At 39.2% G+C, this 15860-nt stretch carries 13 protein-coding genes; 1 reads left to right on the top strand and 12 read right to left on the bottom strand.

Translation table 11 applies throughout. The features are described from left to right. Positions 1 to 124: 124 nt before the first annotated feature. The 12 genes from hepA to rfbF form a co-directional block, all read right to left on the bottom strand. Positions 125 to 1942, bottom strand: a complete 1818-nt coding sequence (hepA, locus tag CV014_RS14545; protein ID WP_236142682.1) for a heterocyst formation ABC transporter subunit HepA — start codon at positions 1940 to 1942, stop codon at positions 125 to 127. A gap of 304 nt (positions 1943 to 2246) precedes the next feature. Continuing rightward, positions 2247 to 2975 (bottom strand): heterocyst development glycosyltransferase HepC, encoded by a 729-nt coding sequence (gene hepC, locus CV014_RS14550; protein ID WP_236142683.1) that lies wholly within the window; start codon positions 2973 to 2975, stop codon positions 2247 to 2249. 787 nt (positions 2976 to 3762) lie between these two features. After that, positions 3763 to 5994 carry a GumC family protein gene (locus CV014_RS14555; protein WP_236142684.1) on the bottom strand — a complete coding sequence of 744 codons (2232 nt, stop codon included), beginning with the start codon at positions 5992 to 5994 and terminating at the stop codon, positions 3763 to 3765. An 11-nt stretch (positions 5995 to 6005) separates the two neighbouring features. Further along, entirely contained in the window at positions 6006 to 6134 is a 129-nt protein-coding gene (locus tag CV014_RS30050; protein ID WP_268964706.1) for a hypothetical protein, read from the bottom strand. 44 nt (positions 6135 to 6178) lie between these two features. Then, positions 6179 to 7261, bottom strand: coding sequence for a glycosyltransferase (locus CV014_RS14560; RefSeq protein WP_236142685.1), 1083 nt, complete (start codon positions 7259 to 7261; stop codon positions 6179 to 6181). A 258-nt stretch (positions 7262 to 7519) separates the two neighbouring features. Then, on the bottom strand, positions 7520 to 8833 hold the full coding sequence (locus CV014_RS14565; protein ID WP_236142686.1) for an NAD(P)H-dependent oxidoreductase: 1314 nt from the start codon (positions 8831 to 8833) through the stop codon (positions 7520 to 7522). A gap of 126 nt (positions 8834 to 8959) precedes the next feature. Continuing rightward, positions 8960 to 9529, bottom strand: a complete 570-nt coding sequence (gene rfbC, locus CV014_RS14570) for a dTDP-4-dehydrorhamnose 3,5-epimerase (RefSeq protein ID WP_236142687.1) — start codon at positions 9527 to 9529, stop codon at positions 8960 to 8962. A gap of 73 nt (positions 9530 to 9602) precedes the next feature. After that, positions 9603 to 10412, bottom strand: a complete 810-nt coding sequence (locus CV014_RS14575; RefSeq protein WP_236142702.1) for a phytanoyl-CoA dioxygenase — start codon at positions 10410 to 10412, stop codon at positions 9603 to 9605. A gap of 20 nt (positions 10413 to 10432) precedes the next feature. Then, positions 10433 to 11431, bottom strand: a complete 999-nt coding sequence (locus CV014_RS14580; protein WP_236142688.1) for a glycosyltransferase family 2 protein — start codon at positions 11429 to 11431, stop codon at positions 10433 to 10435. Positions 11432 to 11539: 108 nt separating this feature from the next. Further along, positions 11540 to 12568, bottom strand: coding sequence for an NAD-dependent epimerase/dehydratase family protein (locus tag CV014_RS14585; RefSeq protein WP_236142689.1), 1029 nt, complete (start codon positions 12566 to 12568; stop codon positions 11540 to 11542). A 602-nt stretch (positions 12569 to 13170) separates the two neighbouring features. Further along, a complete protein-coding gene (gene lhgO, locus CV014_RS14590; RefSeq protein WP_236142690.1) occupies positions 13171 to 14388 on the bottom strand; it encodes an L-2-hydroxyglutarate oxidase in 1218 nt (405 codons plus the stop codon). Between the two features lie 152 nt (positions 14389 to 14540). Beyond that, a complete protein-coding gene (rfbF, locus tag CV014_RS14595) occupies positions 14541 to 15317 on the bottom strand; it encodes a glucose-1-phosphate cytidylyltransferase (RefSeq protein WP_236142691.1) in 777 nt (258 codons plus the stop codon). Between the two features lie 323 nt (positions 15318 to 15640). Between rfbF and CV014_RS30055 the strand changes: the two genes are divergently transcribed. Beyond that, positions 15641 to 15763, top strand: a complete 123-nt coding sequence (locus CV014_RS30055) for a hypothetical protein (RefSeq protein ID WP_268964707.1) — start codon at positions 15641 to 15643, stop codon at positions 15761 to 15763. Positions 15764 to 15860: the final 97 nt, after the last annotated feature.

Raw genomic sequence — 15860 nt, forward strand, 5'->3', positions numbered from 1 at the left:
GAAATTTCTTGTATACCAATTCACCAAAATTCTGAAATAAATCCAAATCTAGAAACCCGTGTAGGATAGAGATTTATTAATTTTGAATTTTGAATTTTGAATTGGTATTACACCCCTGTATATTTCAAGATTGACTAGTTTGATTTTGCATTTGGTGGTATTTCCACAACTTTCCTTTGAGTTCTAGTAATTCTTGATAGCCGCCTTGTTCTATTATTTTTCCTTGTTCGAGAACTACGACTTTATCAGCTTTCGCAATAGTTGATAGTCGATGAGCGATCGCAATTACGGTTCTACCCACAGCTAGTTTTTCTAAAGACTCTTGAATCAATCGCTCGGATACTGAATCTAAAGCACTGGTAGCTTCATCGAGGATGAGGATTTCGGGATCTCTGAGTAATGCACGAGCTATTGCTAGTCTTTGTCTTTGTCCTCCCGATAAGCGTACACCGCGATCGCCTAATTTAGTATCGAATCCTTCTGGCATTTCTTCGATAAATTCTAAGGCGTTTGCTAGTTGAGCCGCTTCACGAATTTGTGCTTGACTCGCTCCTGATGTCCCGTAAGCAATATTTTCTCGTACCGAAGTGTTGAAAATAAATGTGTCTTGACTAACTACAGCCATTTTTTGACGGAAGGAATAAATATCCAATTTCTGTAAATCAATACCATCGACTAAAATATGGCCTTCGGTGGGATCGTAAAATCGGGGAATTAAATCAGCTAATGTAGTTTTACCTGCTCCAGAAGCTCCTACTAGTGCGGTTGTACGACCACGTTCAATAGTCAAGGTAATATTATTCAGCACTAAATTATCGGCAGTATAACCAAAATCTACAGATACTAAATCTATTGAGCGTTTTAAACCTGAAAATTTAATTTTGCCATTTTGGAGATAAGGTTTATTCTGAGTTTGCAAAATCTCTTTAATCTTCTCTGCCGAGCCTTGCAATGTACTCAAGAAAGCCATAGTACCATTGACATCTTGAATGTTAGGAATGACTCTAACTAGAACAAAGAAAAATGTCAATAATGAAGCAACTGGTAATGTAAAAGTTGTGAAAGAAATCACAATCAAACTAATTAACACTGTTGTGGCGATGCCTTCTGCTATCGGCTTCACCATTGTCCACGCTAAGACAACCTTAATAGCAGCATTCAGTTGATTGGTACTAGCTCTATAAAAACGCTGTCTTTCAAATTCTTGTGTACCAAAAGCGTGAATTGTACGAATCCCGTTAATAAGTTCAACAGCCGTAGCTGTAAATTGAGAGTTAGCTTGTGAAATACCAAAACTGGTTTCTCTGACGCGTTTATTTAATGTAGATAGTCCTACGGCTAGCAGTGCAAAGATGAGAACAGAAACCAAAGAAAGTTGCCATGATATTAAAAACATCACAATGAAATAAACACAAACTGTGAGGAATCTAGTAAAAACGAAAGCCGCTCCACTAAAAGCCTGTTTGATTCTTTCAATCTCTGTAGTAATTGTATTAATGAGTTCTCCAGAACGGGTTTGAGTAAAATAACTCAACCTCATCGCCTGCAATTGTTCAAAGATTTGCTTATGCAAGCGATCTGCTAAATTAAGTTGAGCCGATTCGGTGTAGATGCCGGCAAAGTAATTGAAGGTAGCACGCATCCAGGTACTCAACAAAATTAATATAGATATGCGATATATAGGGCTAATCGGCACAATATCAGAGACTAAAACTACATCAACCCAAGCAATACCCGTGTGCATTGGTTGATTAGGATTAGTCAGATTTTGTAAAAATGACAGGAGAAATCCAATACTAACACCTTCAAAGCTGGCAGCTAGAAAGGAAAATATAACGGCTAAAATAGCTATTTTGCGAAAATGCTTTAACTCTCGCAAAATCAAATAATTGTTTTGCCAAAATTTATTGGCTCTCAATAAATTAATCGGTTGTTTAGGCATTTTAATTTAGTGATTACTTGTCTAGAAAAAATATGGTTACAACAGTTGTCAGTTATCAGTCCTAACGGTGTATATTTGAGAATTTATAAGAGACACCAATACTATTCACTGTTCACTGTTAAAATCTGGCTGGATTTAGGAGATTGATGGACTGTCAATATTTAACAGTCCATCGAACCGTAGTTAAAACTAGATTTGTGCAGAATTTTGACTGTATAAAACCCTATTAATTTAGTATTTCTTACATCCTGGTTAACTCTCAGGATAAAGTAAATTAAAGAGTTATACTCTGAAAATGCACTATTTACGACTCTGTTTTAACTTCCCATGAATTTGTGACAATTGGTAGCGTACTTAGCTGTTCTGGTCTAGATAAACTGATTCGTACCGCATCTTCTAAAGTCCAGCAACGGGTGAAAATTAAACTAATATCACCCCGAATGACATTCCATAATATTGGGAGATTTTCTAAGCCAGATTGGCGTAACCAGTACCCCAACTGACTATTTTTCTGACTATTGGTAGAAAATCTAATTAGTTGAAATAGTTTGCCTTTTTCCCCTACACACCACTCACGACTAAATAATGATTGTGGTGAATAAAGTTGTATGAGCATGAATAACACTGCCATGACTGGAAATAATGACAGCAGTAATAAGCCTGCAATTAATCTATCTATAACTTGCAGCCATATTGCTCCTTGGCTAGTTCTTTTGAATAGTCTTGAACCATCAGCAACGCGCAAAAATATCGGTTTATGAGCTTGCTGACAAGCTTCAGCCCAAAACTCTAACATATCTGTGCCGAGTTTTGCATCTATACTCACCAAATTAACTGGCGAATGTTTTAAACACTCGACTAGCAATTGTTGATTATCAAAAGAGGGTAAATATAGCTGTGCTAATGTTTTAGCAGAGTTCACTAAAAGCTGACCCCGCCGCCATTGCAATGTGTAGTGAGAGGAGCAAGAAGCCAGTTGTTGAGGTGTGGGAGGATAGTAATGATCAAGGTTTGGAACTATTGTGCTGGTCATAGGTCTTTGGATTTATACAAAGTAAATCACTGCGGTAACATCAAAGACTATCAATGCCAAAGACTTTGAGGATAATTAGCATTTTTGGTCAAAGTTGTAGATATTGCCTTGAAAAACATCCTGGTAACAATTGTATAAACAGCTATTATCTAATTTGTTTGATAGTGCTGTTGGGCAATTTATGGTAACTGAAATACTAAATAGATAAATAGCACTAAACATCATGATAAATTTGACAGTGAAATGTTGAACTCTCGAATTTAAATTAGGGATGTTGGAGAGATTTAGAGAGCCGTAAATTCAGTGCCAGACTTTATCTTTTGTTATTAATTTGATTTTTGGCTATCTATTTACTTAGTTGAAAAAATTGATCAAGCTAGTTCAGTATTGTCTTTGATTCACCTAAAATCAATTTCAATCTCTAGGATATAAGACTCTGTAGAAATGACTATACGCCAGAAGGAATTCTTTATTTACTCTTTAAATAGACAGTGTTTTTCTAGTTTAATATAAAGGTGATATAAATATACTTAATTATTTGCTAACAATAATAGTTAATTTATTACACTAAAAAAGTTTAATAATTACAGATAAAAAAGTCAAGTATTCCAATAATTTTTAATATAAAATTGGGGCTATTTATAGAAATAAAACGCATAAAAAAATGTGCGATCGCCTGTCTTTCATTTGCTGCGATCGCACAATAAAAATAGGGACTGGGGATTGGGGATTAGGAACTAGGTTAAATATCTCCCCTGCCCCCTGCTCCCTGCCCCCTTGCCTTCTTCTACTTCTCCACCCCTTGATGTAAAGCAAATCGATTCTCCCTGGCGTACTGTACATATGTACTACCAGAGTTAGCCACCCCATTAGCAACAATTCCAATCAGGTTTAATCGGCTTAACATGGCTGTCGCTTCCGCGATTTGGGTACGTGTCACCTTACCCATACTTGCGACTAACACCACACTCCGACAAGAAGAAGCAGTTAACATGGCATCTACTAAACCCAGAACGGGTGGTGCGTCGATAATCACCAAATCATAGTTCTCCTCAAAGGCGTGCATCAGTTCCGCCATGCGGGGAGAACTCAGCAAATTGGCGGGATCAGTAGGTCTGGGGCCGGCTGTCAAAATATCAATGTAAGTTGAACCAACTGAATGAGTTCCTATTTGATGCGGTAAAGTAATCTCACTAGACAAAATAGTGGAGAGTCCTTGCTCATTCGGCAGATTTAACTGTTCATGTAAACTAGGCTGGCGTAAGTTGGCATCAATCAACAATACCCGTTTGTGTAGCCTAGCTGCACTCATTGCTAAACCTAAAGCAAAACCTGATTTACCCTCGTCTACCACAGGTGAGGAAATCATCAAAGACTTTAAACTAGCAACGGAATTTAAAAGTTCGATGTTTTTGTAAATCAAATCCAAGGATTCCCAACGGGGAGGAGATTGTAAAACCTCTACTGTCCAAGGTGCAGGCGTTTCTGGCTTACCAAATGGCAACTTAATTACAGATTCTCTGGTTTTAGCTGGTGGTAGTTTAGGTGTAGTTCCCAACAAAGGTAACGCCGCTTGTTTCTCCAATTCAGCCGTAGTGTGAACAGAATCATCAGATGCTTCTCGAATGAAAGCTGCAATACCACCCAACATTAACCCCACTACCGCACCTAACAATAGATTTTGCTGGAGATTGGGGCCTAACTTCATCCCAGCTTGGGGTTCTTCCACAACTTCCCAGTTAAATCCACCCTTGGCTAGTTCTTGACGCAACTGTTGTTCTGCACGCAACAATTGCTCTAACCTTTCTCGACTGAATTGCAACTGTGGTTTAATGCGGTTGTAATAAGCCAAAAGAGGCGGGAAGCGTTTAATTTCTTGGCGTATCTGATTTTCTTTTTGTGCCAGAGTTTGATCACGGGCAGTTAATGCAACTATGATTGTCTGGGTTTCTACGAGTTGGCTAGCCAGAGTTAAATCAATTTCACCAAACTGACCCTGTTCTAGAAGTGGTTCTCCAGACCTCATCACACTAGCAGACTTCACACCTAAAGTTCTGCCTACTTCTTGTTGCAATAATTCTTTTTGGCTTTGCAGTTGTTCTTTCAGCTTTTGAACACTGGGGGTTTCATCAGTGAAACGTAAGCGTTCTTGAGCTAACAACAATTCTGTTTTTTGAATTTCGTTGAGTAAACCTTGATAGCGGGTGGATTGACTCAGACGAGAAGCCACTAGAGCATTTTGGGGAGAACGGTTTAATTGTTCTTCTAGAGATTTTTGTTTAGCAATAGCCTCTTGATATTGAGAGCGAGTAGTGCGGCGTTCTTGCTCAATATTATTCAAAGAGTCTTCTAAGGCTTTGGCTTGTGCTTCAGGGTCGATTAAATTTTGGTTTCTGCGAAATCTTTGTAAGTTAGACTCAGCCGCATTCACTTCTTCGCTGGCTTTGCTCAACTGTTCTCGGATAACTTGCAAACCCTTTTGCAGACGAGTATCCTGTTGCTGTTTATTGTATTCCACATACACTTGACGAATTGCACTCAAAACTTTTTGAGTCTTTTCTGGGTCGTTATCTGTGTACTCTACTTGGAAAATTTTGGTAGCTAGATTATCTTCTTTAGTTCTGAGTTGCTCCAAAGCCAAGGTACTTTTGAGGTCAGCTACCGTAATATCTGGATATTCAGATTTTAGTTTATCAACTGCCTTTTGAATCAATCCTGAACTTTGCATCAAATTCAGTTGTGTAGCAGTATCTATCTGCACATCAGGTTCAAGAAACTGATTCTCAGGTCTAGTTGTATCATTTTTACCTTGATAGTTGGGTTCTACCAATAGCTGCATTGAGCTTTTAAACGTAGGCTTAGTTCTAGCGGTGACAAAAGCTGCGATCGCAATTGTAATGATAAAGACTCCCACAAACCAAGGAAATCTGCGAATAAATACCGCCAGAATTTGTCCATAACTGGGTTCTGTATCTTGATTGGAATTGACAATATTGGTGCTGAGACTAGTTTGAACCACGTTTATTATCCTTATTTGTGAATGGCTAGGAATTGGGAATGGGGCATTGGGAATGGGGTATTGGGCATTGGAAATGGTTCATTGATTGGGGGGATTAGGGAAGAATTGACTTCTTCTGCTTCAATTTCTCTGGGTTTCATATTCCCGATTCCCCATTCCCCATTCCCTATTCTCTGTTCCTTTTTTAAATACAAGCTTGGGCAATAACTCGTTCAACTTTGCTAAAAAAGACCTGTTCGGAAAAATTATTCACAGCATGATTACGAATATTTTCATAATTCCAAGAGATTCCTCCGGACTCTAATAATGCTGTTTGTAATGATTCGGGTGTTTGTCTTTTAAAGAAAACTCCTGTTTTTCCGTGGATTTGTGTATCTAATACACCACCAGCACCATAGGCAATTACTGGTGTTCCACTAGCATTAGCTTCTACCGGTACTAAACCATAGTCCTCTAAAGCTGCAACTATCACTGATTTAGCTTTAGAAAATAAGTCTTTACGCTGGCTATCACTCACATGACCTAAGAATTTAATATTACTCAATGCCTTCGCTTCTAATCGCTTTCTTTCTGGGCCGTCGCCGGAAATAAATAGCGGCCATCCCAACCAGTTAAAAGCTTCAACAATAACGTCGAGTCGCTTGTAACTAATCATGCGTGCCGAGGCTAAATAATATTCATCTTTGGTATCTGAGAAAATAAAGTTGCTCGTATCAATGGGATAATTCACCATGATGGCTGGTTTGCCATAAATTTTTTGAATTCGTTGAGCAACAGTTGTGGAATTAGCTATGTAAATATCTGGTTCTTGAGCATATTTCAGATCAATATCGCGCATTGCTTGGAATACTTTGGTAATTAAAGGCGCGAAATAGCGATAATCACTGTATTCTCGTAAATAAGTTTCCGTATCCCACAAAAAGCGGGTGACATTGTGACAAAAGCAAATATGTTTAGCATCTGGTCTTTTTCTGACAGCTTTCGCAAAGCTGGTACTACTACTAATAATTAAATCGTAGTCTTGTAAATCTAAAGCCCGAAAAGCTGGAAAGTATAAGGGAGCAATTAAGCGGAAATATTTAGTAGCACCAGGAATTTTTTGTAAGTAAGTCGTATTAACTAGGCGATCGCCAACATCAATAGTTTTTTCAGGGTCATATAAAGATGTAAAAATATCTGCTTCTGGATAGCGTTTACAGAGTAATTCAAATACTCGTTCTGCGCCGCCACGTTGGGTTAAATAATCATGTACTAGGGCAATTTTCATAAGTTTTAGTCAATAGTCAACAGTCAATAGTCATTAGTCATTAGTCATTAGTCGAAACTAAGCACTATATGCGAAATAAAATAATAAGATACCCTCAAGCCCCCTTGTGGAAGGGGGCTGTTTTTTAGGTATTTAAGCCAAATATTTTGACATCAATTATTCAAAATTCAACCAACATTGCAAAATCAAGTATCTGTCTTAAATTCTTAATTCTTAATTTTGAATTTTGAATTTTGAATTTTGAATTTTAAATTGATACTATCCCACTGTCACCAGAACTTTTTCAGGGGCAAAATATTTGTTTTGTTCGGCTCTGAGTTGGTCGCAAAGTCTGCCTGTGGGTAGTTCTATATCATCGTAGGTGAGGACTTGATCTTTGGAAATATCTCGTTTGAGGCGACACCCTTCTGCTAAACCCATTGGTAGGAGGTTTTGTTGTTGGACAATATCGGAATTCTCACATTGTCCGTAGGTCATATAATAGCCGATGCCGTCTAAAGTTTCTCCGGCCTTTAGGTCAATTTTTGCAGTGGCCACTACGTCCACCATCGGCGCGCCTAAAGGAGCCATGACTGCATCTTGGAATAAGACTGCACGGGCTACAGACAAGGGAACTTCAAAATGACAGAGGTGGTAAGGGGTGTAGAAACTGTAAAGAGGGCCTTCACCGAGTTTGTAGAGGTTGAGATAGTGGCGTTGTTTGGGGTCGTCGTGGGTAGCGAAGACGAATACGCCAGGGCCGGGTTTTGTACCAACGACATAGTCAACGATTCCGCCTAGTTCTTTAAGTTGGTCAACATCGTACATATTGGTCATTTCGTCTACATGACCTGTGAAGTCATAGCCCAACATCCCGCGTCTAGCTACTTTCATCCCTGTGGCGTTAGCAACGATCGCCTGCTCGAATGATATTTTGGAACCATCGGCGAAGCTTGTGACCATGTGGGCTTTTTGTCCCCAACGTTTAGCGAAGGCTTCTTGGGTGGTGGGGTTGCGGTAGGGGTCTTGCAAACCTTTGATGTTACCGCACAATAAAGGAGTCAAACCAATACTTTTCACGAAGCGGTAGAGATTCATTTCTACCCCTGGTTGGTCGCCATCACAAGCGGAGAGAATCACACCAGCTTTATCAGCGTAGACTTTGAGAATACAGCCGATAGTACCGTCAAGTTCGGCATTCATCATAATAATATGTTTGCGATGGGCGATCGCTTCCATGACGATATGCGCGCCAAATTCCACAGCACCAGTCACTTCGATGATGGCATCAATACCCTCTGCCTGACAGATGAGTTTAGCATCTTCAGTGATGGCATATTTACCTTGAGCGATCGCCGCTTCTAATTCGCCCACACTATTGACAACTTCAATCTCTTCAATTCCCGCTTCTTGATAAGCGCGTTGGGCTTGGTCAATACTCCGGTTGAAGATAGCCACCAACTCCATCCCAGGAACAGAATTGATAATTTGGTTAGCAATTCCGCGACCCATAAAACCAGCACCAATCATTCCCACTTTGACGGGATTACCAGCAGCAGCACGAACTTCTAAAGCGCGATCGATAATAATCATTTTCGTTAATTCCTATATTTAATACGTAAACATTAGGGGGTGTGGGGGTGTAGGGGTGTAAGGGTATAGGGGAATCATAACTGCCCAATGCCCCATGCCCAATTCCCAATGCCCAATGCCCCATTTCTAACAAACCGCTTCCACTGGGTCAGGACTACCAATGGGTATAGTTTCTAATAGTGGCCAGTTAGCATCTTTTTCAGAAATCACGGTGACTTCTAAAGGCCATTGAATATTAAAGAATGGGTCATCATAACGCAGACCTTTCTCGTATCCAGGTGTATAAAATTCACCAACTTGATAGACAACTTCAGCGTCATCAGTTAAGGCTTGATAACCATGAGCAAACATTTCTGGCACATACAAAGCTCGACGATTATCGGCAGTTAATTCCACACCAATGTGTGATAAAAATGTTGGTGATTCGGGACGCATATCAATAATTACGTCATAAATAGCACCTTTAATACAGCGTATTAATTTAGTTTCTGCTGCGGGTTTTAGCTGATAGTGCATTCCTCGCAATGTGCCTTTTTTATAGTTATAAGAAAGGTTACATTGAGCAACTGCTGGCTTTAACCCGTGATTGATAAATTCTTGGGCGCAGAATGTCCGAGCAAAAAAACCACGGTGGTCTGGCTTTTCTTCTAAGTCAATAATAAACGCGTCTTTGAGAGATGTATTGGTAAAAATCATGTGTTTTGCGTATAAGAAATAATTACTAATCACTTAGTATCTACAGAAATCGCAAGGCTCAACAGGAACTTTCTTAATAATTTGGTTTGGGAAAGGTATCATCCCAATATTGAGTACAAAGTCCTGGTCTTTTCGCAGGGTTAGTAGTGTAGGCAAAGAATAGAGTTGAACGCTCTTGTGTACGGACTGTACCGTGATGTAAAAGCCTTTGGGTATCAGCTATAATTACTGTACCTGCTGCGCCAGTACATGACCTCCAGGCAGATTTAGGCACAATTTTATTTAATTCTTCATCATTGATGCCTGAATTATATAATTTGCTGTAAAGTCGATAGAAATTCAGACTGTTGATAGATGTCAAATGTGCTGGAACATATTCAAAAGGCCCGTGTTTTTCTTCCACGTCATTTAAGTAAATAATCAGCTTGATGATATGGCGGTCTTCTGAATCTCTATGCCATAACATTGTACTGAATTGATTGGTATTAACAAAGTCTTTGCGAATTTGTACACCATGATAAGCTATGGGAAGACCAACATAATTTTCCAAAATTTTCAATAATCTAGGTTCGCTTCCCCAGTTATAAAAATCGGGTATATGGGTAACTGTATAAATTTCTGGGGGATTTTGGTCTGAATCTTTATAGTTACCTTGTCCCATACTGGGTAAGATAGTATGGGCTGCATTCAGCAATTGCGTTGTTGAGTCAAACCCTAATTCTGCGAGGGAAGCAATGCAAATTCCTTCATGTTTAAGAGCATTAACCATCCGGCGATCGCGTTCTTCTATAGTTGGTAATTTGGCAGTATATCGCCAGATTCGGATTCTATAGTCAACTTCTGAATTCAGTGCTTCTATTTTATCTTTGATGGCATTTAACATCATTGGAATCCTTCATTATGCTACTTGGTTTTAATCAGGTAACGTCTGTTGTTGCTATGATTATTGATAATTTCTTGCGTTGCTCCTTCTTTAGATACAAGCACAGTTTCTAAAATAGATATACTTACTAAACCAAAGTAAGGGATTATGGTCGTCAATGCTAAGACAGGCCATCTTCTTAAAGCTCCTAATAAAACTCGCCAATTATTATGAGTAAAATGATTAACAATCAAGTTTCTACAAAAGCTCTCTGAATAGCCTATTTCTTTAAGTTTGACATTTATTTCTGGTGAATAGGTATATTGCATTTTGAGCAGTAATTTGGGTTTTACCATCCAATGACTAGCTCCAAAAGCATTTTCTAGATAAACATCTTTAGTGATTTTGGCGTTACCATGAAAAGCACAAAATCCCGTAATATAAACTTGGTAATCTAAGTTGTTTACACCATCTACCCATGTTTGTAAACTACGCTGTGCTAAATCAGTTCTGTATACTTGGGCTGACATTAACTGTACACCAGAGCGATTGGCTTTGATACAATCTTCAAATACGTCTCTACCTTCTACCTCTATTTCTTCCCCATCAAACTCATAACATTTTTGATATACTAACTCACCTGTAATTTGATGACGACAGGAAAAATTTAAAATTAGCAATGCTAAATCTAGGGAATTATTTAATGTTTGAACTAGATAAGATATTGTTTTGATATCGATTTTATCATCATCGCTAATTGTCCAAACATATTTGCTGGTAGCAGCTTGAATACAATAAGCAATGTTTCTCATGACTCCCAGATTTTCACTATTTCTGTTAGCATGGAAACTAGTATTGTGAAAATAAGTTTGCCATTTCTTAATGATTTCTGGCGTATGATCAGTAGAACAATTGTCAGAAATTAAAATTTCACATTCTGATTCACAACCTTGAATAGCGGATGCTAACCATGTTAATTGTTGATCTAGCAACTCAGCCCGGTTATAAGTAGGAATGGCAATGGTCAATATTTTATTCATACAAATTTCCAAAAATTATTTAATTTGGCTAGGTTGTAAGACCCCTGACTACTTCTAGCAGTCAGGGATCTAAACAAATGGGAACACACTAATTGCCGGGATTATTTATTACTTGCTATTCCAGAAAAAATCTTGGTTGATTTGTTCAGTCCGAATTAAATACTCTAGTTGTTTTAAGCGGGTGAATCCTCTAAACAAAAATGTGTCTTCAGTCATATCGATTTGACTAAACAAATCAAACAATTGTCTAGCACCTTTTTGGGCATCCCAATCACACTTAAAACCAGGTAAAATGCTGTTAATCTTATCAAAAGATACGCGGTAGCTACGGTTATCTGCGCCGTTATCACCAAAAGATAATTTACAACCAGGGAAGGTATCAGCGATGATTTCAGCGATTTCTTTAACGCGGTAGTTATTAGCTGTGTCACCGACGTTAAAGATTTGGTTGTGAATAATGTCGCGGGGTGCTTCTAGGACGCAAACTATGGCTTTGCAAATATCCAAAGCATGAACTAATGGCCGCCAAGGCGTACCATCACTGGTCATTTTAATTTCCTTAGTAGTCCAAGCCAAGCCGGCTAAGTTGTTCAATACGATGTCAAAACGCATTCTAGGAGAAGCACCAAAAGCTGTGGCGTTCCGCATGAAAGTGGGAGAGAAATCATCATCCGCAAGGAGTGTAACATCCCTTTCCACTAGAGTTTTGCACTCTGCGTAGGCTGTTTGGGGGTTGATGGGAGATTCTTCTGTAACATCGCCTTCTGTAGCTACACCATAGACGCTACAAGAAGACATATAGACGAAGCGACGAACACCCATTGTTTTCGCCAAATTCGCTAGACGTACAGAACCTAAATGATTGATGTCGTAGGTAATGTTGGGTGCTAGTTGTCCGGTGGGATCGTTGGATAACTCCGCCATATGGACGATAGCTTCCACACCTTCTAAGTCTTCGGGGTTGATATGACGAATATCTTTGTTGAGGGTTTTGGCTGTGATTGGAGTACCGTTGTATAGCCAACCAACTTTATAGAAACCAGTGTCTACCCCAATAACTTCGTGTCCCCGTGCAGTTAATAAAGGGGGTAATAAACAACCTAAATAGCCTTCAGTTCCAGTTACTAAAATTTTCATTTGCGTGAAATTCTCTTGTATGAATTATTGGAGTTATAGGAATCCGACTTAATTTGGAGAAGAAATCTAAGTATATGTAGGGTGTGTGAGGCGTAAGCCGTAACGCACGCACTAAATGCCTTTGTGGTATCTGCTGTACTCTCGCTGCTAGCAAAACGGCAATATTGCAGGAGGAAAATCCACACTGTCATTTGCCTCCCCTACATATCCGTTTAAAAATCAACTAGAAATCCTATATTTAGTGTGGTAGATGAATTAACTAAGTAGAACCGTGTAGATAATTCAAGGTTTGTAGAGAGGACTTTAGTCCTCTAATAAGGACTGAAGTCCTTACTACGAACCTGATACCAATTCACGAAAATCATGAAACAGATCCAAATCTAGAAACCCTTGTCAAATATGGATTTCTTAATTTTGAATTTTGAATTGGTATGACTATCCTTCCTCAAGGAATCAACATTTCTGCTCGGCATCTGATTCCATTTTGGATGTAATTCTCCCCATTTGTCTGCCAAAATGGCATTTAATCGTACTTTTAGTTCCCCTTGCCCCCTGCCCCCTGCCTCTTATCAACCTCCCCTGCTTTCCCTATCCCCTGTTCCTTAAATACTACCTACTGTTGCTGGGATATCTGCGTGTTGGGTGACTTGTGCGGCGATCGCTTTGCCAATTTCTAGGGAAGAAGTGGCAGCAGGTGAGGGAGCATTGCAAACATGGATGGCATTTTGACCAGGTACAATCAAAAAGTCATCTACTAGTTTGCCATCATCCATCAAGGCTTGGGCGCGTACCCCTGCATGGGTGGGGACTAAATCTTGGGACTGGACTTCAGGAATCAGTTTTTGCAGACTTCTGGTAAAGGCGGCTTTACTGAAGGAACGAATGATTTCTTGAATACCTTCGTCAGCGTGTTTGGCGGCGAGTTTCCAAAAACCAGGGTAAGTCATCACCTCGGCGAAGTCTTTCAAGTCGAAGTCGGTTTTATAGTAGCCTTCCCGCTTGAGACTTAAAACGGCGTTCGGCCCTGCATGAACGCTACCATCAATCATTTTGGTGAAGTGAACGCCCAAAAAGGGAAAATCGGGGTTGGGAACTGGGTAAATTAGGGTTTTTACCAAGTACCGTTTTTCAGGGGTGAGTTCGTAATATTCACCCCGGAAGGGAACGATTTTCGCTTTGGGGTTGACTCCACCTAATTTAGCAATGCGATCGCTATGCAATCCGGCACAATTGATCACAAAATGGGTTTCAAAGCGGCCTTGATTGGTTTCCAGCACATAATTTTTACCACTGGGAACAATTTTCAGCACTTTGGTATTCAGGCGTAATTCCCCACCTTGCTGTTGAATTAATTCGGCGTATTTTAAACAAACTTGTTTGTAATTAACAATGCCTGTGGAAAAAACGCGAATTCCACCCACACAACTTACATGAGGTTCGATTTCTCTAACTTCTTCTGAGGTGATTTTTTGGACTTTAATCCCGTTATCTAACCCACGTTTGTAGAGATTTTCTAAACGTGGTAATTCTTCCTCATCTGTTGCTACAATAACTTTGCCACAAATGTCATGATCAATGCCATATTCTTGGCAAAATGCCACCATTGAGTCTCTACCATCACGGCAAAACTGCGCTTTAAAACTCCCTGGTTTATAGTAAATACCAGAGTGAATTACACCGCTATTATTGCCAGTTTGATGAAATGCCCATTGGCTTTCTTTTTCTAATACTAAAATTCGCGCTTGGGGGTAACGTTTACCTAAAGCCATCCCTGTGGATAGCCCAACTATTCCCCCACCGACAATTACAAAATCGTACATTGGTATTACTCTTAATAAGGCAAAAGGTAAAAGGCAAAAGGCAAAACAAGAAATAATATTTTTCTTTTGACTTTAACTGTGTATAAGTCAGATATTATAACTTGATCAGCATCAATCCTCGGATTTTTACTTTTTACTTTTTACTTTTGCATTTATCCCCATACTTTCCAAGGGGCTTGGTTATTATTCCAGAGTTCTTCTAGATAATTTTTATCTCTTAATGTATCCATTGGTTGCCAAAAACCATTATGTTTAAAAGCAGATAACTGGTCTAAATCTGCTAACTTTTCTAATGGTTCTTTCTCCCAAACAGTGTTGTCATCAGCAATAAAATCAATAACTGCTGGTTCTAATACGAAGTAACCACCATTAATCCAAGCTCCATCACCATCTTGTTTTTCGCGGAAACTGGTGATTTTAGTTTGTTCTTGTCCTAGAGAAATTGCACCAAAACGGCCTGCTGGCTGTACGGCTGTCAATGTTCCTAATGACTTTTGTTGTTGGTGGAATTTAATTAATTCAGTGATATTAACATTACTCACACCATCACCGTAGGTAAAGCAAAAAGTTTCATTACCAATATGTTCTCTCACACGCTTTAAGCGTCCACCTGTCATGGTGTTGTCACCTGTATTTACTAAAGTGACGCGCCAAGGTTCAGCATAACCAGAATGGACATTCATCTGATTAAAACGCATATCAAAAGTTACATCAGACATATGCAAAAAGTAGTTAGCAAAATACTCTTTGATGATGTAACCTTTATAACCACAGCAAATGATAAAATCATTAATACCGTGGGCTGAATAGGTTTTCATAATATGCCAGAGAATTGGTTTACCACCAATTTCCACCATTGGTTTAGGTCTGATGCTAGTTTCTTCACTCAGGCGAGTTCCCAGACCTCCGGCTAAAATTACTGCTTTCATGCAACTACCTCGGAGATTTTTAGGTTGAATAATTTTGATGTAGAGATGTTTGATTTTTGATTGACTTTGCAGAAAGTCTGAAGTCTTTGATCATCAAAGAATCATTGTTCAGTGATGACGATAAATTTATCAGGATGAAGAGGATGCACTTGGATGGGAGAAAAATTCACTTACCTCTGTAGTTTTCTCCGTACATAATTTAACTGTTATTTGTAGTAGTTGTATAAAGAAAGGATAAATAAACTTATATAATCTGTAAAAGCTTAGTGAATAAGAATTATTTTAAAAGTCGTTGATCCGAGTGCAATTTGGCGTAGTGATTCTTGGGGACTGGGGATTGGGGATTGGGAGTTGGGGACTGGGGACTGGGGATTGGGGACTGGGGATTGGGGATTGGGGACTGGGGACTGGGGATTGAGACAAGGGAGACAAGGGAGACAAGGTAGTATTTACTTTTCTTGAAGCACGCTGCTCAACGCTCCGCTTCCGCTAACAGCAATAACTAAACGCCACGCTACTGCTAACAGCACTCATTACTCATTA

Source organism: Nostoc sp. CMAA1605 (genome assembly GCF_021596505.1).
Taxonomy (GTDB): Bacteria; Cyanobacteriota; Cyanobacteriia; order Cyanobacteriales; family Nostocaceae; genus Trichormus.

Coding starts and splice junctions, on each gene's coding strand:
- hepA (WP_236142682.1), bottom strand. CDS start 1,942: ATGCCTAAACAACCGATTAATTTATTGAGAGCCAATAAATTTTGGCAA.
- hepC (WP_236142683.1), bottom strand. CDS start 2,975: ATGACCAGCACAATAGTTCCAAACCTTGATCATTACTATCCTCCCACA.
- CV014_RS30050 (WP_268964706.1), bottom strand. CDS start 6,134: ATGAAACCCAGAGAAATTGAAGCAGAAGAAGTCAATTCTTCCCTAATC.
- CV014_RS14560 (WP_236142685.1), bottom strand. CDS start 7,261: ATGAAAATTGCCCTAGTACATGATTATTTAACCCAACGTGGCGGCGCA.
- CV014_RS14565 (WP_236142686.1), bottom strand. CDS start 8,833: ATGATTATTATCGATCGCGCTTTAGAAGTTCGTGCTGCTGCTGGTAAT.
- rfbC (WP_236142687.1), bottom strand. CDS start 9,529: ATGATTTTTACCAATACATCTCTCAAAGACGCGTTTATTATTGACTTA.
- CV014_RS14575 (WP_236142702.1), bottom strand. CDS start 10,412: ATGTTAAATGCCATCAAAGATAAAATAGAAGCACTGAATTCAGAAGTT.
- CV014_RS14580 (WP_236142688.1), bottom strand. CDS start 11,431: ATGAATAAAATATTGACCATTGCCATTCCTACTTATAACCGGGCTGAG.
- CV014_RS14585 (WP_236142689.1), bottom strand. CDS start 12,568: ATGAAAATTTTAGTAACTGGAACTGAAGGCTATTTAGGTTGTTTATTA.
- lhgO (WP_236142690.1), bottom strand. CDS start 14,388: ATGTACGATTTTGTAATTGTCGGTGGGGGAATAGTTGGGCTATCCACA.
- rfbF (WP_236142691.1), bottom strand. CDS start 15,317: ATGAAAGCAGTAATTTTAGCCGGAGGTCTGGGAACTCGCCTGAGTGAA.